The organism is Amycolatopsis sp. NPDC049691, assembly GCF_040675005.1.
Taxonomy (GTDB): domain Bacteria; phylum Actinomycetota; class Actinomycetes; order Mycobacteriales; family Pseudonocardiaceae; genus Amycolatopsis.
Genome location: NZ_JBFANX010000001.1, coordinates 521,380 through 543,885, shown reverse-complemented (window position 1 = coordinate 543,885; position 22,506 = coordinate 521,380). Strand labels below are relative to the sequence as shown.

The 22,506-nt window shown below is 73.3% G+C and carries 18 protein-coding genes; 6 read left to right on the top strand and 12 right to left on the bottom strand.

All coding sequences use genetic code 11. From position 1 onward, the window contains the following. Positions 1-8: 8 nt before the first annotated feature. Both AB0J40_RS02610 and AB0J40_RS02605 read right to left on the bottom strand, forming a co-directional pair. Entirely contained in the window at positions 9-314 is a 306-nt protein-coding gene (locus AB0J40_RS02610) for a hypothetical protein (protein ID WP_086865269.1), read from the bottom strand. Continuing rightward, the gene (locus tag AB0J40_RS02605) at positions 311-697 is read right to left on the bottom strand and encodes a DUF948 domain-containing protein (protein WP_086678291.1); all 387 of its coding nucleotides are present in this window, start codon (positions 695-697) and stop codon (positions 311-313) included. The genes AB0J40_RS02610 and AB0J40_RS02605 overlap by 4 nt, the downstream gene beginning before the upstream one ends. A 129-nt stretch (positions 698-826) precedes the next feature. On the opposite strand from AB0J40_RS02605, the gene AB0J40_RS02600 reads away from it, so the two are divergent. Continuing rightward, entirely contained in the window at positions 827-1,708 is an 882-nt protein-coding gene (locus AB0J40_RS02600; protein WP_364446456.1) for a hypothetical protein, read from the top strand. Here AB0J40_RS02600 and AB0J40_RS02595 read toward each other — a convergent pair. The 3 genes from AB0J40_RS02595 to AB0J40_RS02585 all read right to left on the bottom strand — a co-directional run bounded on the left by AB0J40_RS02595 (position 1,705) and on the right by AB0J40_RS02585 (position 4,910). Then, complete coding sequence (locus tag AB0J40_RS02595) at positions 1,705-2,550, bottom strand: NAD(P)-dependent oxidoreductase (protein WP_364446453.1); 846 nt, start codon at positions 2,548-2,550, stop codon at positions 1,705-1,707. The two genes, AB0J40_RS02600 and AB0J40_RS02595, sit on opposite strands and share 4 nt — an antisense overlap. A 500-nt stretch (positions 2,551-3,050) precedes the next feature. Next, positions 3,051-3,428, bottom strand: coding sequence for a VOC family protein (locus tag AB0J40_RS02590; RefSeq protein WP_364446450.1), 378 nt, complete (start codon positions 3,426-3,428; stop codon positions 3,051-3,053). A 105-nt stretch (positions 3,429-3,533) separates the two neighbouring features. After that, positions 3,534-4,910, bottom strand: coding sequence for a replication-associated recombination protein A (locus AB0J40_RS02585; protein ID WP_364446448.1), 1,377 nt, complete (start codon positions 4,908-4,910; stop codon positions 3,534-3,536). Between the two features lie 143 nt (positions 4,911-5,053). Between AB0J40_RS02585 and AB0J40_RS02580 the strand changes: the two genes are divergently transcribed. The 3 genes from AB0J40_RS02580 (at position 5,054) to AB0J40_RS02570 (ending at position 7,797) form a co-directional block, all read left to right on the top strand. After that, the gene (locus tag AB0J40_RS02580) at positions 5,054-5,749 is read left to right on the top strand and encodes a TetR/AcrR family transcriptional regulator (protein WP_364446445.1); all 696 of its coding nucleotides are present in this window, start codon (positions 5,054-5,056) and stop codon (positions 5,747-5,749) included. A 34-nt stretch (positions 5,750-5,783) separates the two neighbouring features. Beyond that, positions 5,784-7,007 (top strand): cytochrome P450, encoded by a 1,224-nt coding sequence (locus tag AB0J40_RS02575; RefSeq protein ID WP_364446443.1) that lies wholly within the window; start codon positions 5,784-5,786, stop codon positions 7,005-7,007. Positions 7,008-7,068: 61 nt separating this feature from the next. After that, entirely contained in the window at positions 7,069-7,797 is a 729-nt protein-coding gene (locus tag AB0J40_RS02570) for a metallophosphoesterase family protein (RefSeq protein ID WP_364446441.1), read from the top strand. Here the strand turns inward: AB0J40_RS02570 and AB0J40_RS02565 are convergent. From AB0J40_RS02565 to sthA, 7 genes are all read right to left on the bottom strand, one after another. Then, positions 7,769-8,617 (bottom strand): SGNH/GDSL hydrolase family protein, encoded by an 849-nt coding sequence (locus AB0J40_RS02565; protein WP_364446439.1) that lies wholly within the window; start codon positions 8,615-8,617, stop codon positions 7,769-7,771. The genes AB0J40_RS02570 and AB0J40_RS02565 overlap by 29 nt on opposite strands. An 893-nt stretch (positions 8,618-9,510) precedes the next feature. Next, the gene (locus tag AB0J40_RS02560; RefSeq protein ID WP_364446437.1) at positions 9,511-10,698 is read right to left on the bottom strand and encodes a phosphotransferase; all 1,188 of its coding nucleotides are present in this window, start codon (positions 10,696-10,698) and stop codon (positions 9,511-9,513) included. Positions 10,699-10,775: 77 nt separating this feature from the next. Continuing rightward, positions 10,776-11,723 carry a DUF389 domain-containing protein gene (locus tag AB0J40_RS02555; RefSeq protein WP_364446434.1) on the bottom strand — a complete coding sequence of 316 codons (948 nt, stop codon included), beginning with the start codon at positions 11,721-11,723 and terminating at the stop codon, positions 10,776-10,778. Beyond that, positions 11,723-13,498: an aspartate--tRNA ligase gene (gene aspS / locus AB0J40_RS02550; RefSeq protein WP_364446432.1), complete on the bottom strand. Its 1,776-nt coding sequence runs from the start codon at positions 13,496-13,498 to the stop codon at positions 11,723-11,725. Before aspS ends, AB0J40_RS02555 begins: the two co-directional genes overlap by 1 nt. Positions 13,499-13,592: 94 nt before the next feature. Further along, positions 13,593-14,195 carry an organomercurial lyase gene (gene merB, locus AB0J40_RS02545; protein ID WP_364446430.1) on the bottom strand — a complete coding sequence of 201 codons (603 nt, stop codon included), beginning with the start codon at positions 14,193-14,195 and terminating at the stop codon, positions 13,593-13,595. 328 nt (positions 14,196-14,523) lie between these two features. Next, positions 14,524-16,422 carry an intein-containing Rv2578c family radical SAM protein gene (locus AB0J40_RS02540; RefSeq protein ID WP_364446428.1) on the bottom strand — a complete coding sequence of 633 codons (1,899 nt, stop codon included), beginning with the start codon at positions 16,420-16,422 and terminating at the stop codon, positions 14,524-14,526. An 88-nt stretch (positions 16,423-16,510) separates the two neighbouring features. After that, positions 16,511-17,923 carry a Si-specific NAD(P)(+) transhydrogenase gene (sthA, locus tag AB0J40_RS02535; protein WP_364446426.1) on the bottom strand — a complete coding sequence of 471 codons (1,413 nt, stop codon included), beginning with the start codon at positions 17,921-17,923 and terminating at the stop codon, positions 16,511-16,513. A 90-nt stretch (positions 17,924-18,013) separates the two neighbouring features. On the opposite strand from sthA, the gene AB0J40_RS02530 reads away from it, so the two are divergent. Together AB0J40_RS02530 and AB0J40_RS02525 are read left to right on the top strand one after the other, a co-directional pair. Beyond that, positions 18,014-21,007 (top strand): AAA family ATPase, encoded by a 2,994-nt coding sequence (locus tag AB0J40_RS02530; RefSeq protein ID WP_364446423.1) that lies wholly within the window; start codon positions 18,014-18,016, stop codon positions 21,005-21,007. 80 nt (positions 21,008-21,087) lie between these two features. Continuing rightward, entirely contained in the window at positions 21,088-22,476 is a 1,389-nt protein-coding gene (locus AB0J40_RS02525; protein ID WP_364446420.1) for an FAD-binding oxidoreductase, read from the top strand. The last annotated feature ends 30 nt before the right edge of the window (positions 22,477-22,506 follow it).

Sequence of the window (22,506 nt, the reverse complement as noted above, 5' to 3'; positions counted from 1 at the left end):
GGCCCGGATCAGCCCTCCGCCCGGCGAGCTCGCCGGACCGGGCGCCGGGCGGCGGCCGCGTGCCGTCCTTCGGCGCGGGGCGCCGAGACGCCCGTCCGCTCCTCGACCATGTCGTGCAACTCCTGCTCCCGCTCGTTCATGCCCGCGCGCACCTCGGCGCCGAACGAACCCACGGCGCCGGCCAGTTCGCGCACGGCGTCGCCCAAGTTCGATGCTAACCCGGCCGGAGTGGCCTGACGAGCCGTTTCGGCGGCCTTGCGGGACAGCACGACCCCGGTGACGACGCCGACGCCGAGCCAGAACAGCCGCTTCACTTCGCCGCCTTCTTCGCGGCCTTCAGCGCGCTCTTCTTCTTGCGCGCCTTGATCGCCTTGGACAGGCCGTAGGACAGCGCCGCGGTCTTGACCAGCGGGCCGCCCAGCGTCGCGGTGAACACCGACGCCAGCGCGGAGACGTTCCCGGTGACGGCCTGCGCGTTCGACGTGATGCCGTCGACCCGCTCCAGCTGGGCGTTCACGTGGGTGATCGTCTGGTTCGCGCCGATCAGCAGCGGGTCGGTGTTGCTGTTGGTGCGCTCGATCGCCTCGGTGGCCGCGTCCAGCGTCTTGCCGAGCTTGATCAGCGGGATCGCCAGCAGGACGACCAGCACCACGAATGCTCCTGCGGCGATCAACGCGGCGATCTGCCCTGCCGACACGGGCCCTCCTCGGTTCACGGGTCTTGGGTGCCGATGAGGTTACCGCCTGGCCGGGTCCCCGACCGTGTCACCCCGCGCGGGCCGGAAAACCCTTCGCTCCGGGTCCGCGCGGGGCGGTACACCTGGGCGATGGCACACGACGACGGACCCGGGCGCCGGGTCCTTTCCGGGCCGGGCGGCACGGCGGCCGACGTGCTGGCCGCGTTGCCCGGTGCGGACCTCACGACGGTCCAGCTGGAGGTCGCGCGGCGGCGGGCGGCCCGGCTGTCCGGTCCCGACGTGCTGCGCCGCCACCGCGACGACCGGTTCGCCGCGCCGAGCCCGCTGCCGTTCGCGCTGCTGCGCCGGGTAGAAGACGCGCTCATCGGCGCCGCAACGGGCTTCGACCTGGTGCTCCTCTCGCCGCTCGTCCCGCTCGGCACCCATTCGGCGGTGGCCGGGGTGGCCCAGCACCGGGTGGTGCCGACCGGCCGCGGCACCGAGGTCGCCGCCGACCCGACCACCGGCCTGGCCCTGGAGGCGGCGGTCCGGCGTTCCTCGGCGGACGTCGTCCGCCTGGCCTCCGTGCAGCGCGTGGTGCGGGCCCAGCGGGTCCCGGCGGGGCTGTTCGCGCACTTCTCGCTGTTCGGTGCGGTGACGGCGGGCCGGGACACGGGCAGCCTCGCGTTCGAGCGGACGGCGCTGGCCGAGCACGCGCGGCTGATGGCGGCGGCGTGCCGGGCCCTGGGCGCGACGGACGTCTCGCTCGGCGTGACGGTGCTCGACCCCCGGTTCGAAGGCCTGCTCGACCCGGTGCCGGACGTGCCGGTCCGCCCGTTCCCGGACCGCGAAGGCGGCCGAGGCGGGTACTACGAGGGCCTCTGCTTCAAGGTGTACGCGTCCTTCGGCGGCGAGCTCGCCGAAGTGGGCGATGGCGGCTTCACGCCGTGGACCCGGAAGCTCCTGGGCAACGCGAAGGAGCGCCTCCTGACCAGCGCCCTGGGCGTGGACCGGCTCGCGACGCTCCTCTAACGCTCCTTCAGCACGGCCCGGTACAGCGCGGCCATGTCGTCCTCGCCGTGGCCCGCGTCCACCGCGGCTTCCAGGTGCGCCAGCACCGCGCGGGCGCCCGCGACGTCGACGTCCTCGCCCGCCGCCTCGACCACCAGCCGCGCGTCCTTCGCCGCCAGGCCCGCCGGGAACGACGGCGGGTACTCCCCGGACAGCATCGCGCCGCCCTTCACGTGCGCGTAGCCCACGTCGAGGCCGCCGCCCTTGATCGTCTCGAGGAACAGCGCGGGGTCCAGGCCCAGCGCCCGGGCCAGGCCGAGGCTCTCCGCCGTGCCGTTGGTCAGGGCCAGCACCCACGCGTTCAGCACCAGCTTCAGCCGGCTGCCGTTGCCCGCCGGGCCGAGCCACTGCGTCTTGACGGCGACCGCGTCGAACACCGGCGTGGCCTTCGGGCGGGCCTCCTCCGGGCCGGACGCGAGGACCTGCAGCTGCGCCTGTTCGGCGGGCTGCCGCGTGCCCAGCACCGGCGCGTCCACGAACACCACGCCCGCCTTTTCCGCCAGCGCGGCGAGCCGGTCGGTCCAGTCGAGGCCGACCGTGCTCATCTGCAGCCACAGCGTGCCCGAAGCGGGCGAAGCCGCCTCGAACGCTTCGGCCACCACGGGTCCGTCGGCGAGCATCGTCACGAGGGTGTCCGCGCCCTCGGCCGCCGCGGCCGCCGAATCCGCGACGTTCGCGACGTCGGCGAGCGGCTCGGCCTTCGCCCGGGTCCGGTTCCAGACCCGGACCTCCTGGCCCGCCTTGGCGATGTTGGCCGCCATCGGGGCGCCCATGATTCCGGTTCCGAGAAACGCGACGCTCATGCGTTCATCGTGCCGAAGGGGCGGCGGAACCGCGCGCTCAGCCGACCCCGGCCGCACGTTCTGCCCGGTTCGCGCCGACTTAAGCCACAACCGGGAGCCGCGGCAGCAGGCGGCCCAGAGCAGCGACGGTCTCCAAGCGGTCGCCGCCGCGTCGGTAACCGGCGGCGCGACGGAGGTGGCCTGCGCCGGCCCCTCCCGCATCGGGAGCAGGGCAGCCGCCGGGAAGGGGGCGGCGGAACCGCGCGCTCAGCCGACCGGCCGCACGTTCTGCCCGGTTCGCGCCGGCTTGTGCCACGACCGGCAGGTGCGATAGCAGGCGGTCCAGCGCGGCAACGGTCTCCGAGCGGTCGCCGCCCGCATCGGTGGCCGGCGGCGCGACGGAGGTGGCCTGCGCCGGCCCCTCCCGCATCGGGAGCAGGGCAGCCGCCGGGAAGGGGGCGTCGGAACCGCGCGCTCAGCCGACCCCGGCCGCACGTTCTGCCCGGTTCGCGCCCGCTCGGTCAGTAGTCGCCCAGCAGGCAGAACGGGTGCCCGGCCGGGTCGGCGTAGACGCGCCAGCCGCGGCCGCCGAGGTCGGGGTCGAGCAGCCGGCCGCCGTTCGCCAGGACCACGTGGTGGGACTCCCGGAAGTCGTCCACCTCGAAGTCGAGGTGGAACTGCTGCGGGTACGCCGGGTCCGGCCAGCGCGGCGGCTGGTGGTTCACGGCCCGCTGGAACCCCAGGACCAGCCCGCCCACGTGCAGCGTCGACCAGTCCTCGTCGACCCGCCAGCGCGGGTCCGGCCGGTCCACCTCGCCGCCGAGCAGGGCCTGGTAGAAGCGGGCGAGCACGACCGGTTCCGGACAGTCCAGGACGATGCACTGCAGCGTCGCGGGCACGGGCACGCCTCCTGCGGGATCGAGGTCACCTTCGAAGCGTGCAGCTTACGAAACCCGATGATCTTGACCGCCTCGGGCCGCGAAGATGATCAGCCCCCGCCCGGCTCACCGTTCGCCGCGGATCGTGCGGCGCAGCTTCGGGACGCGCTCGGCGAGGGTGCGCTCGGCGCCGCGCTGGGTCGGCTCGTAGTAGTCGCGGCCGACCAGCTCGTCCGGCGGGTACTGCTGCGCCAGCACGCCTTCCGGGACGTTGTGCGGGTAGCGGTAGCCCTGGGCGTTGCCCAGCTTCTTCGCGCCCGCGTAGTGCCCGTCGCGCAACGGCGGCGGGACCGCGCCGGCCAGCCCGGCGCGGACGTCCGCCAGCGCCGCGTCGATGCTCGTGACGACCGCGTTCGACTTCGGCGCGGTGGCCAGGTGGATGGTCGCCTGGGCCAGTGCCAGCCTGCCCTCGGGCATGCCGATGAACTGCACCGCGTGCGCGGCCGCGACGGCCGCCTGGAGCGCGGTCGGGTCGGCCAGCCCGACGTCCTCGCTGGCGTGCACCACCAGCCGCCGCGCGAGGAACCGCGGGTCCTCCCCCGCTTCGATCATCCGGGCGAGGTAATGCAGCGCGGCGTCCACATCGGACCCGCGGATCGACTTGATGAACGCGCTGATGACGTCGTAGTGCTGGTCGCCGTCGCGGTCGTAGCGGACCGCCGCCTTGTCCACAGTGGACTCGACGATGGCCAGGTCGATCGTCTTCGCCTCGGTGGCCGACGCCGCGTCCGCCGCCGCCTCCAGCGCCGTGAGCGCGCGGCGCGCGTCCCCGCCCGCGAGCCGGACGAGGTGGGCCCGCGCGTCCTCGGTCAGCGTCAGCTCGCCGCCGAGACCGCGTTCGTCTTCGAGCGCCCGCTCGATGAGGAGCGTGATGTCGTCGTCGGTCAGCGGGCGCAGCTGCAGCACCAGCGAGCGCGACAGCAACGGCGAGACGACGGAGAACGACGGGTTCTCGGTGGTCGCCGCGACCAGCAGCACGGTGCGGTCCTCGACCGCGCCGAGCAGCGCGTCCTGCTGGGTCTTGGAGAACCGGTGCACCTCGTCGATGAACAGCACGGTGTTCTCGGTGTTGTACTGGCGGCGCCGCCGCGCCTCCTCGATGACCCCGCGCACCTCCTTGACGCCCGCCGAAAGCGCCGACATCGCGACGAACCGGCGGCCGGTGGCGATCGAGACGAGGTTGGCCAGCGTCGTCTTGCCCGTGCCGGGCGGGCCGTAGAGCAGGACCGACGCCGGCGCGGCGCCCTCGACCAGCCGGCGCAGCGGGGCGCCTTCGCGCAGGAGGTGCTGCTGGCCGACGACCTCGTCGAGCGAGCGCGGCCGCATCCGCACGGCCAGCGGCGAGCTGGCGGGATCCGCCTGGGGCTCGCCCGCGTTCGACGTCGTGCGCTCCGGTGGCGGGGCCACGTCGGCGTTCACGGTGAAGAGTTCGTCCTGTGCCACACCGATGACGTTAACCGAAGGCACCGACAGAACCACTTGCCGCGGTCCCCGGATCGGCGCTACCGTCGTGTTGACCGGTTGACCGAAAGTGCGATTCCGGTCAACAAGTCAAATCCTCAACGAACCAGCAGGTGGACGACCGCATGAGCCATCCCAACCGCGAGCGCGCCGACCGCATCCTGGACGCGGCGGGCGAGCTGCTGCTGCGCATGGGCTACCGGAAGGTGGCGGTGGACGACATCGCGCGCGCGGTCGGCATCGGCAAGGGCACCGTCTACCTGCACTGGCGCAACAAGGAACTGCTGTTCCAGGCGCTGATGATGCGCGAGTCGGCCGACCTGACCGACGAGATCCTGCGGGCGATCAAGGCCGATCCGGCGATGATCCTCCCGCACCGGATGATCTCGGCGTCGTTCCTCACCACGCACCGCCGTCCGCTGGTGATGGCGATGCTGCGCGGCAACGCCGACATGTTCGGTTCACTGGGGGACCTCGCCCTGCGCAAGCAGCAGGACGAGCTGCGACGGCAGTTCGAGGACGCGATGCTCCGGCGCGGGCTGATCCGCGCGGACGTCCCGAACGTGACCTACGCGCTGCACGCGGCGACGCTCGGCTTCTACCTCGGCGACACGCTGTCGGACGAGTTCGACGGCATCGCGCTGGAGGAGAAGGCGGCGGTCCTCGCGCACATCATCCGCACCGCGTTCGAGCCCGCCGGGGAGCCCGATCCCGCGGCGGTCGCCGACGTGGCGGCGGAACTGGGTTCGGCGCTCGAGGAGCTCGTCTCGGGCTACCGGCAAGGGATCTACGCACACGATCCCACCAAGGCACCCGGCTGATCCCGGGGCCACACAGGGGAAAGAAGGGGCGGACATGACCACCACACAAGCGGATACCTGGGGACTCCACGAAGCCCAGTTCTGGCTGCGGGGGAAGCAGCCGGCGGAGCGGGTGCACCACGCCGCCGACCTCGGGTTCTGGAACGTCTACGGGCACCCGGAGGCCGAAGAGGTGCTCCGCGACCCGGCGACGTACTCCTCGGACACCACCCGGCTGGTGCCGAAGGACATGATGGCGGACCAGGACATCGACGTCGACTTCGAGGAGATGCGGGCGGGCAACCTGCTGCAGCTGGACCCGCCGCTGCACAACAAGATGCGCAAGCTGGTCAGCCGGGCGTTCACGCCGAAGGTCGTCGCGGACCTCGAGCCGCGCATCGCCGCGGTGACGAACGAGATGCTCGACGAAGCGGGCGGCGACGGCCGGCTCGAGCTGGTCGAAGACCTCGCCTACCCGTTGCCGGTGATCGTCATCGCGGAGCTGCTGGGGGTCCCCGCGAGCGACCGGTACCTGTTCAAGGGCTGGGTGGACAAGCTGTTCGACTCCTCGGAGCAGTTCTCGCTGAAGGAGCAGAGCGAGGGGCGGCAGGAGGCGGTCAAGAAGTCCCTGGAAGGCCAGAAAGCGCTTGCGGACTACCTCGGCACGCACGTCGACGAACGGCGGAAGCAGCCGCGGGAGGACCTGCTGACGAAGCTCGTCGAAGCCGAGGTCGACGGGGAGAAGCTGACCCGCAACGAGGTCGTCAACTTCGCGAACATCCTGCTGCTGGCCGGGCACATCACCACCACGATGCTGCTCGGCAACGCCGTGCTGTGCCTGGACACGCACCCGGAGTGGGACGAGCGCGTGCGCGCCGACCGGTCCCTGGTGCCGCCGGCTATCGAAGAGTCGCTGCGGTACCTGTCCCCGTTCGCGGCGGTGGCCCGCGCGACGAACCGCGAGGTCGAGCTGGGCGGGACGACCGTGCCCGCGGACCAGATGCTGATGGTCTGGGTCGCGGCGGCCAACCGCGACGACCGGGTGTTCGCCGACCCGGACACGTTCAACCCGCTGCGGGACCCGAACCCGCACCTGGCGTTCGGCCGGGGGATCCACTTCTGCATCGGGGCCCCGCTCGCGCGGCTCGAAGGCCGGGTGGCGCTGAACATCCTGTTCGACCGCTACCCGGCGCTGCGCACGATCCCCGGCGAACCGCCGAAGTTCCAGATCAACCCGAACATGACCGGGGTGCGGGAGCTGCCGCTCACCACGGCGTGAACCGGTTGCGCCCTGGGCGAAATCCCTCGCCCGGGGCGCTGCCGTGCCCCAGGGTGGGGCGATGAAGGTGGCGGTGCTGGCGGACGTCCACGGCGTCCTGCCCGCGTTGGAGGCCGTGCTGGCGGAGCCGGACGTCGTGGCGGCGGAGAAGATCGTGCTGCTCGGCGACATGCTCGCCGGCCCGATGCCGGTGGCGACCCTGGACCGGCTCCTTCTGCTGGGGTCGCGGGCGGTCTGGGTGCGCGGCAACGCCGACCGGGAGCTGGCGGCGTCGGCGCGCGGTCACGGGAAGTTCGTCCCGGACCCGATCTTCCCGTGGGCGGCGCGGCAGCTGCGTCCGGCGGATCTGCCGGTGCTGGACGCGCTGCCGCTGACGGTGGCGCTCGACGGCGTGCGGTACTGCCACGCGACGCCGCGCGACGACACGGAAATCGCGCTCGTCGACAGCCCGCCGGAGTGGTGGGCGGAGGTCCTCGAGGGCGTCGCGGAATCGACGATCGTCTGCGGGCACACGCACATGCCGTTCGTCCGGCTCGCCGACCGGCGGCTGGTCGTCAACCCGGGCAGCGTCGGGATGCCGTACGGCGCGCGGGGTGCGCACTGGGCACTGCTCGGCGACGGTGTCGAGCTGCGGCGGACGTCGTACGACGTCGAGGAGGCGTGTCGCTTCCTGGCCGCGCGGTCGGGCTATCCCGGCATCGAGGAGTGGGCGGACTGCTTCGTCCGCAACCCGGCTTCGGACGTCGAGGCGCTGCGCGTGTTCAGCGGGCGCGGAACGAGTTCCACATGATGACGGCGGCGTAGGGCAGGAACTCGCGGCCGCGGCGCCAGAGCCACGGGATTCCCTTGAGCACCAGCCATCCCACGTGCCCCGCGGCGCTCGGCTCGACCCCGCCGCCGCAGGTGAGGCTCACCGGTTCCGGCACGGCGAAACCGGCTTCGGCGAGCAGGCCGGTGAAGCCGTCGGCGAGCAGGCGGTGGCCGAGCTCCGAGGGGTGCAGCCGGTCGACGCTCCACACGGTGAGGTCGTAGGCGCCGGGAAGCCGGTCGAGGTCGAGGCAGGGGACGCCTTCGCGGGCGACGACCTCGTCGATGGCGGCGTTCAGCTCGGCGACGCGCGCGCTGAGGGCGCGCTTGAGCGACGGCGGGAGGCGGAACACCTTGCTGTGGTCGTGGAAGCGGACCGGGACGACGGTGGTACCCACCTCGCGGAGCCGGCGGACGACCTCGGTGAGGTCGGCGGCGATCCGGGCGGCGTCGAAGTCCGGCCGCAGGGTGTCGTTCATGCCGGCGACGAGCAGCGCGACATCAGGCCGGTGCGCGACGGCGGCGGGCACCTGCTGGGTGAGCACGCACCGCATCCGCGCACCGGTGAAGGCGGGGTTGAGGTAGCCACCGGGCCCGACGCCGAGCGCGGCGGCGACGAGCGGGCCGACGCCCCGCCAGCCACCCCGCTTGGGCAGCGGATCCCCCAGCCCGACGGCGGTGGAGTCCCCGAGCACGACAAGCCGCTCGGCGCGCTTGAGCGCGGTCGTGGGCACGGTCACAGGCGCGGGGCGGGGAGGTTCGGGGGTGACTTCGACACTGATCACGGTCACGTCCACGACCATCGGCCACGGAGACTCACACCCGGTGAGGACGAGGTAACGCGCCTGGGACGGAGCGCCTAATTCTTGACGCTCACCTCACAGGCGCCGGAAATGTCCCCGCCGGCGGCGGCGGGCCCAGCCCGAGGGGCCCGCCCAGCCGACGGCCCGCCCTCCCTGGGGGCTGCCCCCGCTTCCAGCGTATCGGCGAGGTCCGACGAACCCGGGCGAAAACGCCCCCGCCGACCGCACCTGTCCACATCACGGCTGCCGTGTGGACAACCTCGGCCCGGCTCAGCGGAACGCCGGGTCGAACGCCAGGTCCGCGTGCGGTCCTAGCCGCGCTGCCAAGGAGCTTCTGCGGGGCGGCCAAGCCTGCGGACCGGGGCGATCGCGACCAGTTCGGCGTGCTCCTCGGCCGCTTCCTTCACTCGGGTCTTCGCTCGCCTCCGCGGGAAGGCCTTCTCCCGCATCTTGATGTTCACGGCGTGCCGGCGAAGCGTGCGGCGGATTCGCTCCGGACGGCCAGCAGGGCCAGCAACCCCACAGCCGCGCTCGCGTTTCCAGTGCTCCTTGCAACAACGGGAACAATCCACGGGAGGGGATCACCGGAGCGCAGGATCAAGGCCACGGTCTGCAGCTGCTCTACCGCGCCCACCAGTGCGTTGCGCTGTGTGTGACAGGTCGTAGGCCCTCAAGCGCCTGTCGTCGTCCGCGAGCGGGCCCCGGGTTCCGGCCTCAGGGTGCAGGACGCGCCCTGTTCCAGCCGCCGACCCGACCCAGCCGACGGCCCGCCCTCCCTGGGGGCTGCCCCCGCTTCCAGCGTATCGGCAAGCCCCGACAGACCCGGGCGAAAACGCCCCCGCCGACCGCACCTGTCCACATCACGGCAGCCGTGTGGACAACCCCCGTCCGATTCAGCGGAAAGCCGGGTAAAACGCCAGGTCCGCGTGCGGTCCCAGCCGCGCCGCCAAAGCCGCCGCCACCCGGGCCGCGAACTCCGGCACCGCCGTCATCCGCACATACCCCGCGTGCTTGGCCAAATCCCGCCACCACGTCACCAGCGCCGCCTCGCGGCTCACCGGAGCGGCGTGCCGGGACAGGTCCAGCGAGCCCAGCTCCTCCCCCGTGATCAGCCACACCCGCAGCAGCTCGCTGGTCGTCAGGTGCGCCGCCAGCACGTCGTCGTCGGCGAAGGCCGGCCACACCCCGACCACCTCCGCTCGCCACGCCGCGATCATCGCTTCGCTCATGCCCGCCGGGAGGGCCAGCGCGTCCGGCCAGCTCGCGAACGGCAGCCGGAGGTGGGCCGCGTCGACCAGGGCCGAACGGACGCGGCCGTACTCGAAGTCGAGGAAGCGGACGCTCTCGCCCGTCACCAGGTTGTTGTCCGGGCTCAGCTCCACCGGGCTGAACGCGCGGAACCCCGCCGACCGCGACTGCTCCAGCGCCTCCGCCACCTGCGCCAGCACCGCGTCCGGCACCGGGATGCCGAGGCGCTCCTGGATCACCGCCGGCACCCGCGCGCACAGCTCGTCGTCGCCGCTCGCGTCGTTCTTCGCCGGGCCGCCGAGGCGCCGCAGCAACGCGTTGAAGTCGGCCTCGCGCCCCGCCGTGCTCGCGTGCAGCCTGCCCAGCGAACGCGCCCACGACAGCAGCGCCCGCTCGGCCGCGCGGGAGTCGCGGGCGTAGAGCTTGTCCTCCAGCGTCGGCGTGCGGCCGAGGTCCTCCAGCACCAGCACGCGGTCGCGGCCGTCGTGGGCCAGCAGCTCCGGGCACATCCGCTCGTCCGGCGCCAGCGCGGTGAACAGCTGGTAGCTGACCGCCTCCTGCGCGAACGGGTCGGCCACGCCCGCCGGCGGTGACTCCGGGTAGTGCTTGATGACCAGCGTGCGCGGCAGCGCGAAGGACGAAGACACCACTCGCGCCCGGACCACCGTCGCCGGCCCGCTCCCCGCGAGGTCCTCCGGCGCGACCAGCGTGATCGCACTGCCGAACCGGCGCGAGAGAACGGACTCGCCCGCCGCGACCGCCGCGGCGACGGCGAGGTGCTCGGCTCCTGCCCCGACCCCAGCGTCGCCGGAGGAGGAGGTGTCGACTGTCATTGTCACCGACCCTACTCGTGACTGAGCAACCATGACTACTGACATCCGGACAAGAAGTAGCCCCCGGTCCGGACCGGTCATCCCCGTGAAAGCGGACGCGTTCCCACCCGTGAACGTTGCCCATTCCGGCGCAGAGTCAACACAATGGCCGCAGCTGCAACGATTCCGAGAAGGTTGACGAGCAGCTGGCCGACCGACTGGAGGCACCGGCTCCACTCCCCCGCGACGGCCGCGATGACCGCGTAGCCCGCGGCCGGCACCGTCGTGACGGAGATGAAGACGCCCACGAGCGCGGCCGACTTCGCCGACGTCATGGCGAGCATCCCGGCGGCGCCGGCGAGCATCGCGACGACCAGGGACGGCACGCCGACGGAGAAGACGAAGTCGACTTCGTGGTTCTGCTCCAGCCGGAAGGCCTGCTCGCCGAAGACGTCGGTCGCGCGCACGAGCAGCGCGCCACCCAGCGTCACGACCATCGCCAGCGGGAAGCCGACGCCCAGCGCCGCGCCCGCCCGGCGCAGGAGGTCCCCGCGGCGCAGGACGAGCCCGACCGCGAGCGCGGCCAGTGGCCCGAACTCCGGGCCGACGACCATCGCGCCGACGATCGTCACCGCGGAGTTGGTGAGCACGCCGACCGCGGCGAGCAGACAGGCGATGGTGAGGAACGCCAGGAACGTCACGTTCATCCGGGACTCCTCGCCCGTGCGGGCGACCAGTTCCTCCCACACCACGGCGTCCGCGCCTTCGCCCGGCGCCGCCTCCTCCGCCCGGTCGGCGGCGTCGGACAGCGCGGTGTCGAGCGCTTCGAGCGTGATGCCGCCGGTGTGGTCGAGGCCGAGCCCGCACAGCGCGTCGACGATCTCGTCGGCCGCCTCGCGTGCGATGTCGGCCTCGACCAGGTCACCCGGCGGTTCCACGGCGGCGCCGCGGTGCGCGATCAGGTGCGCCGTCCCGGCGTGGGCCCGCAGGACGTCCAGCGCTTGCGCGGTGACCTCCGGCGGGCACACGGCCCTGAGGTGCAGCACTAGCTCTGCGGCGGGGCGGCCGGCTTCGCGTCGATGCCGGCTTCCTTGCGCTGCTGCGCGGTGATCGGCGCGGGCGCCGCGGTCAGCGGGTCGTAGCCGCCGCCGGTCTTCGGGAACGCGATGACGTCACGCAGCGAGTCGGCCTTCGCCAGCAGCATGACGATGCGGTCCCAGCCGAACGCGATGCCGCCGTGCGGCGGCGGGCCGAACTGGAAGGCGTCGAGCAGGAAGCCGAACTTCTCCTGCGCCTCCTCCTCGCCGAGGCCCATCAGGTTGAAGACGCGCTTCTGGACGTCGCCGCGGTGGATACGGATCGAGCCGCCGCCGATCTCGTTGCCGTTGCAGACGATGTCGTAGGCGTAGGCCAGGGCGTTGCCCGGGTCCTGCTCGAACTTGTCGATCCACTCCGGGGTCGGCGAGGTGAACGCGTGGTGCACCGCGGTCCACTTGCCGGACCCGACGGCGACGTCGTCGCCGATGTCCTCGACCGGCGCGAACAGCGGCGCGTCGACGACCCACACGAACGACCAGGCGTCCTCGTCGATCAGGCCGAGGCGCTTGCCGATCTCGTCGCGCGCGGCGCCGAGCAGCGGCTGGGTCGACGAAGCCTTGCCCGCCGAGAAGAAGATGCAGTCGCCGGGCTTGGCACCGGCAGCCTGGGCGACGTTCTCGCGCTCGGTCTCGGAGAGGTTCTTCGCGACCGGGCCGCCGAGCGTGCCGTCCTCGTTCACGAGGATGTACGCGAGGCCCTTGGCGCCGCGCTGCTTGGCCCACTCCTGCCACGCGTCGAGCTGGCGACGCGGCTGGTCGGCGCCGCCCGCCATCACGACCGCGCCGACGTACGGGGCCTGGAACACGCGGAACGGCGTGTCGGCGAAGAACTCCGTCATGTCGGTGATCTCGAGGTCGAAGCGCAGGTCCGGCTTGTCCGAGCCGTACTTGGCCATCGCCTCGTGGTAGGTGATGCGCGGGATCGGCCGCGGGATCTCGTGCCCGATCAGCTTCCACAGCGCGGACACGATGTCCTCGCCGAGCGCGATGACGTCGTCCTGCTCGACGAAGCTGATCTCGATGTCGAGCTGGGTGAACTCGGGCTGGCGGTCGGCGCGGAAGTCTTCGTCGCGGTAGCAGCGGGCGATCTGGTAGTACCGCTCCATGCCGCCGACCATGAGCAGCTGCTTGAACAGCTGCGGCGACTGCGGCAGCGCGTACCAGGAGCCGGGCTTGAGCCGGGCCGGCACCAGGAAGTCGCGCGCGCCTTCGGGCGTCGAGCGGGTCATCGTCGGGGTCTCGATCTCGACGAAGTCCTGGGCGTGCAGCACCTCGCGCGCGGCGCGGCTGACCTCGCTGCGCAGCCGCATGGCCGCGGCCGGGCCGCTGCGGCGCAGGTCGAGGTAGCGGTGCTTGAGCCGGACCTCTTCGCCGACGTCGACGCGGTCGTCGATCGGGAACGGCAGCGGTGCGGCCTCGGAGAGCACCTCGAGCTGGGTCGCGAGGACCTCGATCTCGCCGGTGGGGATCTCGGCGTTGGCGTTGCCCTCGGGGCGCTTCGCGACCTCGCCGACGATCTTCACGCAGAACTCCGAGCGCAGCGCGTGCGCGCGCTCGGCCATCTCGCCTTCGCGGAAGACGACCTGGGCGACCCCGCTGGCATCGCGGAGGTCGATGAAGATGACGCCGCCGTGATCGCGCCGCCGGGCCACCCATCCGGTGAGGGTGACGGTCTGTCCGGCCTGCTCGGCACGCAGGGTGCCGGCGTTGTGAGTGCGGAGCACTGCGACTGCTCTCCTTCGACATGGATGTTCGCTGCTCGGAAAGGCTAACGAACCACCCAGCTTAGGACGTCGGCAGGCTTGGGTTGCGCGGTGGTCAGAGGACGAACTTCGGCCGGGTCTCGAGCGCGGCCACCAGCCGGTGGGCCTGGGCGAGGTAGGCGGCGACCCGGTAGATGCGGCCGCCGGGGTGGGTGACCAGCCAGCTCGCGGCGGCCGAGGCGGAGGAGAAGAACGGCTGGCCGGCGCACGCCATGGCGTCGGCGTGCTCGAGGCCGAAGCCCAGGTCGATCGCGGCGACGACGGCCGTCGGCGGGTCGGCCAGCAGGATCCCGTTCGAGGTGAGCTCGATCCGGATCCGCGTCCCGGTGACCGGGCAGGTCGCGGTGGCGTGCACCCGCTCGCCGGTGGCGATGGCCAGCAGGAACATGTCGACGGTGCCGTCCGGCCCGGCGCCGAGGGTGCCTTCGGCGGGCTGGAGGCGGTGGTGGGCGCCGCGCGGGGCGGGGCCGGTGCTGACGAGGTCGCGGTGGAGGGTGAAGCCGATCAGCTCGACGAGCCGGCGCGCTTCGACCGGGGTGACGCCGACGGTGGCGGCCAGCCGTTCGACGCCGACGGGGTGCCGGCCGGCCCGGGTCAGCTTCAGGGCGGCCCACGCGAGCCGGGCGGCCGCGACCCGGTCGGTCTGCGAGGTCGTCATCGCCGCTCTCTCCCTTCCGCATCGATCCCTTCGACGTTAGGCGTCGGCGAGCCGGGGCGACAACGACACGATCGGACATTTTTCCGCAAGCCGCCGACTCGGCCGCGCAATCGGGTGAGGACTACGGCGAACGGCGCAGTTCCCCAGGCCGAGGCGGCGATCGGGGTGACGGCTTCACCCACACGGCCGCGGGACGGATGATGACGCACCGCGGCCCGCGGCTGTCCACAAAGGACCGCACGGCGCGGGGCTCGTGAGTGTTCGGGGCGCGGAACCGCCCCGAACACTCACGAGAGGCGCGGAAGACTTGCCGAGGCTGTTCGTGGCCTCACAGCAGCCGCAGCTGCTCCGCCGCCGGCACCTCGATCCGCGGCTCGGGCACGTCCCCCTGGCTCCGCGCCTCGTAGGCCGTCTTCGGGGCCAGCCCGTGCCGCCGCAGCAGCGGCGCCACGCGCTCCGCCAGCCGCTCGCGGTACGCCTTCTGCACGTAACTCCCCCGCGCGTACAGCTCGCGGTACCTCGGCACCAGCGCCGGGTACGTCCCCGCCAGCCAGCGGCCGAACCACTCCCGGGCGCCGGGGCGCAGGTGCAGCGGGATCACCGTCGCGCTCGTCGCGCCCGCTTCGGCCAGGCGGGCGAACAACGCGTCGAGTGCCTCGGCCGAATCCGTCAGCCACGGCAGCACCGGCGCCACCAGCACCGAGCACGGCAGTCCCGCGTCGCGGGCCTTGCGGATCAGCTCCAGCCGGGCCCGGGGGCTCGGCGTTCCCGGTTCCAGCCGGTGCTGCAGCTCGCCGTCCAGCAACGCCAGCGAGACCGCGAGCGACACCGGCACGTCCTTGGCCGCCTCCCGCAGCAGCGGCAGGTCGCGCGCGAGCACCGTGCCCTTCGTCAGCACCGACAGCGGTGTCCCCGACCGGGCCAGCGCCGTGATGATCCCCGGCATCAGCCGGTAGCGGCCCTCCGCGCGCTGGTACGGGTCGGTGTTCGTGCCCATGGCCACCGGCTCGCGCCGCCACGACGGGCGTTTCAGCTGCGCCGCCAGGACCTCCGGCGCGTTGACCTTCACCACGACCTGGGTGTCGAAGTCGTGGCCGGCGTCGAAGTCCAGGTACGTGTGGGTGTTCCGGGCGAAGCAGTTGTGGGACACCATCCCGTCGGCGACGAAGTCGCCGGTGCCGGTGGTGATGTCGAACAACGGCAGCTGCAGGCCCAGCGGCTCGATCGCCTCGACGCGGCGGCGGGTGGCGCCGATCACCGCGCCGTCCAGCGATCGCTTCCACGCCACCGCCGGGTTGCTGACGTGCAGGAACCGCAGCACCTCCGCCGTCCCGCCGAGCAGCCGGACCTCCTGGCGCGCGGGGAACTTCGGGACTTCGTCGATCTGGTGCGCGAAGCCGAAGCGAGTGAGAGCGGCGGCGAACGCCTCGATGATCTCGGGTTCGTCGTGCGCGACGGCGAGGACGCCGCGGCCGTAGTCGCCCGCGAGGTCGAAGACGCCGGCGAGGAACCCGCGCTGCCAGTGCGCGTCCGGGTCCGGCGGCACCTGGAGGAACCCGACGGACGCGCCGAAGTCGGGCAGGTACCCGAGGGCGCGGCCGGCCGCGTCCGGTTCCGCGGCGAACCCGCCGGAGCGCAGCATCCCGCACAGGTAGCCGGCCCGGTACCCGAGGGTTTCGTCCGGCGTCGGCGCGAACCGGCCGACGCCGATGAGCTCGGTGCCGGGCTCGAGGTGCGGCCGCTGCGCGGCGCCGAACTTGCTGCCGGTGACGTGCTTCCAGCCCTTGCTCGTGAGGAACCGGTGGTCGCCGCCGGCGACGAGCCGGGTGCCGTCTTCCAGGGTGACGCGGTAGGCGGCGCGCAGGGTCGTCCAGTGCGCTTCGACCCGGGTGGGCACGAGCCGCCGGGCCGCGCCGTGGCCGCGGGTGCCGTAGATCTCGTCGCCGACCTTCAGCTCGGACAGCGCCCGCGTGCGGCCGTCCGCCATGAGGATCTTGGTGCCGCCTTCGAGGCAGTACGTGCACGCGTGCGAGCACCCGCGGTAGGGGTTCACGGTCCAGTTGAAGGGGACGCCCGAGCCCGAGGGCACCTTGTTCAGCACCGAGCGCGCGTGCACCTCGTGGAAGGTGACGCCGTCGAACTCCGGTGACCGCACGGACCGCACCAGGCCCTCCAGCCCGGGCAGTGCCGGCTCACCCTCCCCCGCTCGCTGCCGATCCCATCGCACGGCGTCAGTCGAACATATGTTCTAGTCGGGTGTCAAACCGGTTCGCGGCAGGCGAATCGGGTGGTGCTGGTGTGACTCCTGGGGCGGCTCAGGACGAAAAGCGGTCCAGCGCCCGGATCTTGTTGGTCGCGTCCAGCGCCGCCACCTTGTACGCCTCGGACAGCGTCGGGTAGTTGAACACCGCGTCCACCAGGTAGTCGACCGTCCCGCCGCAGCCCATCACCGCCTGTCCGATGTGGACCAGGTCCGTCGCGCCCGTGCCGAACACGTGCACCCCGAGCAGCTTGCGGTCCGAAGTGGACACCAGCAGCTTCAGCATCCCGTAGCTGTCGCCGGTGATCTGGCCGCGCGCCAGCTCGCGGTAGCGGGCGATGCCCACCTCGTACGGCACCGACGACGACGTCAGCTGCGCCTCCGTCGCGCCCACGTACGAAATCTCCGGGATCGTGTAGATGCCGATCGGCTGCAGCGCGCCCAGGCCGTTCGCCGGCTCGCCGAACGCGTGGTACGCCGCCAGCCTGCCCTGGTCCATCGACGTCGCCGCGAGCGCCGGGAAGCCGATCACGTCGCCGACCGCGTAGATGTGCGGCACCTCCGTGCGGTAGTTCTCGTCGACCACCAGCCTGCCGCGCTCGTCCGCCGCCAGTCCCGCCGCGTCGAGGGCCAGCTCGCCGGTCATGCCCTGGCGGCCCGCGGAGTACATGACGCCGTCGGCCGGGATGCGCTTGCCGCTGACCAGCGTCGTGATCGTCGCGTCGTCGGACACCGCCACGTCCGCGACCTTCTCGCCGAAGCGGAACGTCACGCCGAGGTCGCGCAGCTGGAACTTCAGCGACTCCACGATCTCCGGGTCGCAGAAGTCGAGCATGTGGTCGCGCTGCTCGACCACCGTGACGCGGGAGCCGAGCGCGGCGAACATCGACGCGTACTCGATCCCGATCACCCCCGCACCCACCACGACCAGCGACGACGGGATCTGCTCGAGCCGCAGGATCTCGTCTGAGTCGAGCACGCGCGCGGCGTCGAAGTCCACCTGGGCCGGGCGCGCCGGGCGGGTGCCGGTGGCGATCACGACGAAGTCCGCGCTCAGCGTCCGGCGGTCGCCGGGGTGCTTGCTCTCCACGACCACCGTGTGCGGGTCGGCGAACGAGCCGGTGCCGGAGATCAGGTCGACGTGGTTGCGCATCAGCTGCGCCCGCACCACCTGGACCTCGCGCCCGACGACGTGCTGCGTGCGCGCCAGCAGGTCGGCGATCGTGATGTCCTGCTTGACGCGGTAGCTCGCGCCGTAGAGCTCGCGCTGGTTCATGCCGGTCAGGTAGAGCACCGCTTCGCGCAGCGTCTTGGACGGGATCGTGCCGGTGTTGACGCACACCCCGCCGACCATGTCGTGCCGGTCGACGACCGCCACCCGCTTGCCCAGCTTCGCCGCGGCGATCGCGGCCTTCTGGCCGCCGGGGCCCGAACCGATGACGATGAGGTCGTACTCGTGCTCGCTCACGGTGTCGAGCCTGCGCACCCGGGCGCCCCGGCGCAACCCCCGGCCGGTGAAGATCCGCGCGCGGACCGGTTTCCGGGCTAGCGTGGCCGGGTGCTGCGGGTCTCCCTGCTGGGCGAGCAGGTCATCGCCGACGACACGACCGGCACCGTGCTGACGCGGTCGCCGCGGTCGGTCGCGCTCGTGGCCCACCTCGTCGTGCACGCCGGGCTGGCCCAGCCGCGGCGCCTGCTCGCGGGGCTGTTCTGGCCGGACTCCACCGACGCCCAGGCCCTGACCAACCTCCGCCGCGAGCTGCACCAGCTGCGCCGCGTCGTCGGCGACCTGCCCTCGCTCGCCGTCACCGGGCAGGACCTGTGCTGGCGGGACACGCCGTCGAGCCGGGTGGACGTGCGGGAGTTCGACGTCGCGTACCGGGCCGCGCTGGCCGCCGAGGACCCCGGCGAAGCCGTCGCCCACGCCCAGGCCGCCCTCGCGGCCTACCGCGGCGAGCTGCTGCCCGGTCTGGCCGACGAGTGGGTCCTGGCCGCCCGCGCCGAGCTCGACCGCCAGTGCGTCGAGCTGTGCGACCTGATCTGCCGGTCGCCCGCGGGCGACCCGGCCGCCGCGCTCGCCGCGGCCCGCCGCCGGATCCGGCTGCGCCCCCTGGAAGAGACCGGCTACCGGACGCTGATGGGGTTGCAGGCCGACGCGGGCGACCGCGCGGGCGCGGTGAGCACGTACCACCGGTGCGCGTCGGTCCTCGAACGCGAGCTCGGCGTGGTCCCGGCCGAGCCGACCCGTGCGGCGCTGCGCCGGCTGCTCGCCCGGCCGGGCCCCGAGGTCCGGCGCGCGGCGGCACCCGGGCTCGTCGGCCGGGCGGCCGAGCTGGCCCGGCTCGGGCAGCGGTGGCACGCGGCCGCCGCGGGCCGCGCCGGGGTCGTCCTCGTGCGCGGCGACGCCGGCGTCGGCAAGACGCGGCTCGTCACCGAGCTCGCCGGGCTGGCGGGCGCGGAAGGCGCCGTCGTGGCCACCGGCCGCTGCTTCGGCTCGGCCGGGCGGCTCCCGCTGGCGCCGGTGGCCGACTGGCTGCGCACGCCGGCCGTGCAGCGGGCGGCGGCGTCCCTCGAACCGGAGTGGCGTGCCGAGATCGACCGCCTGCTGCCCGCCGCGCGCCCGGCCGCGGGCGGGCACCCGACCATCGACGCGTGGCAGCGCCTGCGGTTCTTCGAAGGACTCGCCCGCGCGCTCACCGCCGGCGGCCGGCCCGTGCTGCTGGTGCTCGACAACGTCCAGTGGTGCGACGAAGAGACGCTCGCCTTCCTCGCCTTCGGGCTCGGCCTCCTGCCGGACGCGCCGCTGCTCGTCGCCGGGACGCTGCGCGACGGCGACCTCGACCCCGGCGTGGCCGCCTGGACCGCCCAGCTGCGCGACGACGGCAAGCTGTCCGAGCTGCCGCTGCGCCCGTTCGACGCCGGCGGCACCGCGCTCCTCGGCGAAGCGGTGGCCGGGCGCCCGCTGTCCGCGTCGGACCGCACCCTGCTGCACGCGGCCACCGGCGGGTTCCCGCTCTACGTCGTGGAAGCGTTGCGCACCAACGCTTCCCCGCCGTCCGGGCGCCTGGACGGCGTGCTGCGGGCCCGCCTCGAACAGCCCGGCCCGGCGGCCCGCGAAGTCGCCGGGCTCGCCGCGGCGGCGGGCCGGGACTTCACCCTGGAGCTGCTGACCGAGGCGAGCGACCTCGACGCCGACAGCGTGGTCGAGGCCGTCGACGAGCTGTGGCGGCGCCGGATCGTGCGCGAGGTCGGCGGCGGCTACGACTTCACCCACGACCTCCTGCGCGAGGCCGCCTACCAGCAGGTCAGCCCGCCGCGGCGGTGGCTGCTGCACCGGCGGCTGGCCCAGGGCCTGGAGCTGCTGCACGCCGAGGACACCGACGCCGTGGCGGCGCAGCTGGCCGAGCAGTACGCCCGCGGCGGCCGCCCCGACCGCGCCGTCGAGCACTACCGGCGCGCCGCCGCCGTCGCCGCCCGGACGTTCGCCCACGCCGAGGCGATCCGGCTGCTGAAGGAGGCACTGGAGCTCGTCCGCGCGCGCCCGGCGAGCGGCAACCGCGACCGCGCCGAGCTCGAAGTCCTCGAAGCGCTCGCCGGGCCGCTCAACGCCCACCGCGGGTACTCCTCCCCCGAGCTGCAGCACGTCCTGGAACGGTCGCTCGCGCTCGCGGAGGCGGGCGGTAGCAAGGAGTCCGCGCTGACCGCGTTGCTGGAACTGTGGTCGTCGCGGTTCGTCCAGGGCCGGACGGCGGAGGCGCACCAAGCCGCCGAGCGCGCCCTCACGCTGCTCGTCCCCGGCACCAGCGCCGCGCAGAGCGGCTCGGCGCACTTCATCGTCGCGGGCTCGGCGCTGAGCCTCGGGCACGACCCGGCCGAGGCGCTGCGGCACTTCGAGCTGGGTGCCGAGCGCACGCGCGGGGCGTCGTCGTGGCCGATCGGCACCCGGCCGGACGTGCACGGGCCCGCCTGGGCGGCGCACGCCCACTGGCTGCTCGGCCACGACGACGAGGCCGTGGCGAGCAGCACCGCCGCGATCGCGCTGGCGCGCCGGATCGAGCAGCCCTACAGCCTGGCCATCGCGCTGGCGTACGCCGGGATCACCCACCAGATGCGCCGGGACCGGAAGGCGCTGTGGGCGGCCGTCTCGGAGCTGCACGCGCTCTGCGACCGGTACGGCTTCGCCTACTACCGCGAGTGGGCGCTGGTGCTGGGCGGCTGGGCGCGCGGCGGCGCGGCCGGGCTGGCCGCGGCGCAGGAGGGCGTCGCGAACCTCAAGGCCGAGGGGGCCTTCGCCCGGATGCCGTACTGGCTGGCACTGGTCGCCGACCTGGCGGACCCGGCCGCGGCCCGCGCGACGCTCGACGCCGCGCTCGCCGCCGGGGAGGCCCGCGACGACCGCTGGTGGCTGCCGGAGGTGCTGCGGCTGCGGGCGGCCCACGACGCCGACCCGGTCCCCCGCCTGCGGGCGGCCGCCGAGCTGGCCCGCGTCCAGGGCAGCGTCGCCCTGCGGCGGCGGGCGGAAGCGGACCTGGCCGTTCGGCTGCCGTCCTGACCGGCGCGAACGGACCGAACGCTGCGCGAACGCCGGGTGCCTACGTTCCCTCCGGTACGGGAAATCCGAGAGGGGCCACCATGACCACCACCGCACTGCCGCACGAGGAACTGGCCACCGCGCTGCGCGGCGACCTCGTCACGCCGGCCGACCCGGGGTACGACGAAGCCCGCGCGGTCTACAACGCCATGATCGACAAGCGGCCGGCCGCGATCGCCTACTGCCGCGACGCCGCCGACGTCGTCACCTGCGTCCGCTACGGGCGCGAACAGGGCCTGGACCTCGCCATCCGGGGCGGCGGCCACAACGCGGGCGGGCTCGGCGTCGCCGACGGCGCGCTCGTCATCGACCTGTCCGGGCTGCGCAGCACCACGGTCGACCCGGTCAACCACACCGTCCGCGCCGACGCGGGGTGCACGTGGGGGGACGTCGACCACGCGACGGTCGCGTTCGGGATGGCGACGCCGTCGGGCATCGTGTCCTCCACCGGCGTCGCGGGCCTGACGCTCGGCGGCGGTATCGGCTACCTGGCCCGCCGCTTCGGCCTGACGGTCGACAACCTGCTCGGCGCGGACGTCGTCCTCGCGGACGGCTCGTTCGTGCACGCTTCGGAGTCGTCGCACCCGGACCTGTTCTGGGCCCTGCGCGGCGGGGGCGGCAACTTCGGCGTCGTCACGTCGTTCACCTTCCGCTGCCACGACATCGGCGAGCACGGCGTGGTGCTCGGCGGGCCGGTGCTGTACGACCTGGCCGACACACCCGACGTGCTGCGCTGGTACCGCGAGCTGCTGCCGTCGCTGCCCGAGGAGCTGAACGGCTGGTTCGGCCTGCTGACGATCCCGCCCGCGCCGCCGTTCCCGGAGGAGCTGTGGGGCCGCAAGGCGTGCGGCATCGTCTGGTGCTACACGGGTGCGCACGACAAGGCGGACGAGGTGCTGGCGCCGGTCCGCTCGTTCGGGTCGCCGCTGCTGGTCGGCTTGCAGGAGATGCCGTACACGGCGTTGCAGGGAGCGTTCGACGCGCTGTACCCGAAAGGGCTGCAGTGGTACTGGCGGGCGGACGTGTTCCACGAGATCTCCGACGCGGCGATCGACATCCACCTCAAGCACGGCGAGGGCCTGCCGACGATGCACTCGTCGATGCACCTCTATCCGATCGACGGCGCGGCGAGCCGGGTGGCGCCGGACGCGACGGCGTTCCCCCACCGGTCGGGCGGCTGGTCGGGCGTGATCGTGGGCGTGGACCCGTCGCCTTCGCAGGCCGGGGCGATTTCCCAGTGGACGCGGGAGTACTGGGAGGAACTGCACCCGACGTCGGCGGGCGGGGCGTACGTCAACTTCATGATGGAGGAGGGCCAGGACCGCGTGAAGGCGTCGTACGGCCCGAACTACGACCGGCTGGCGGCGGTGAAGCGGCGGTACGACCCGGGCAACGTGTTCCACGTCAACCAGAACATCCGCCCGGCGTAGGACTTCGGGGCTGACGGCCGGAGGGGGGCC

What these genes read in the sequence shown, in the direction of transcription:
- AB0J40_RS02595 (WP_364446453.1), bottom strand. Translation starts at nt 2,550, where the DNA reads ATGAGCGTCGCGTTTCTCGGAACCGGAATCATGGGCGCCCCGATGGCG.
- AB0J40_RS02580 (WP_364446445.1), top strand. Translation starts at nt 5,054, where the DNA reads ATGAGCCATCCCAACCGCGAGCGCGCCGACCGCATCCTGGACGCGGCG.
- AB0J40_RS02600 (WP_364446456.1), top strand. Translation starts at nt 827, where the DNA reads ATGGCACACGACGACGGACCCGGGCGCCGGGTCCTTTCCGGGCCGGGC.
- merB (WP_364446430.1), bottom strand. Translation starts at nt 14,195, where the DNA reads ATGACGACCTCGCAGACCGACCGGGTCGCGGCCGCCCGGCTCGCGTGG.
- AB0J40_RS02560 (WP_364446437.1), bottom strand. Translation starts at nt 10,698, where the DNA reads ATGACAGTCGACACCTCCTCCTCCGGCGACGCTGGGGTCGGGGCAGGA.
- AB0J40_RS02570 (WP_364446441.1), top strand. Translation starts at nt 7,069, where the DNA reads ATGAAGGTGGCGGTGCTGGCGGACGTCCACGGCGTCCTGCCCGCGTTG.
- AB0J40_RS02565 (WP_364446439.1), bottom strand. Translation starts at nt 8,617, where the DNA reads ATGGTCGTGGACGTGACCGTGATCAGTGTCGAAGTCACCCCCGAACCT.
- AB0J40_RS02525 (WP_364446420.1), top strand. Translation starts at nt 21,088, where the DNA reads ATGACCACCACCGCACTGCCGCACGAGGAACTGGCCACCGCGCTGCGC.
- AB0J40_RS02575 (WP_364446443.1), top strand. Translation starts at nt 5,784, where the DNA reads ATGACCACCACACAAGCGGATACCTGGGGACTCCACGAAGCCCAGTTC.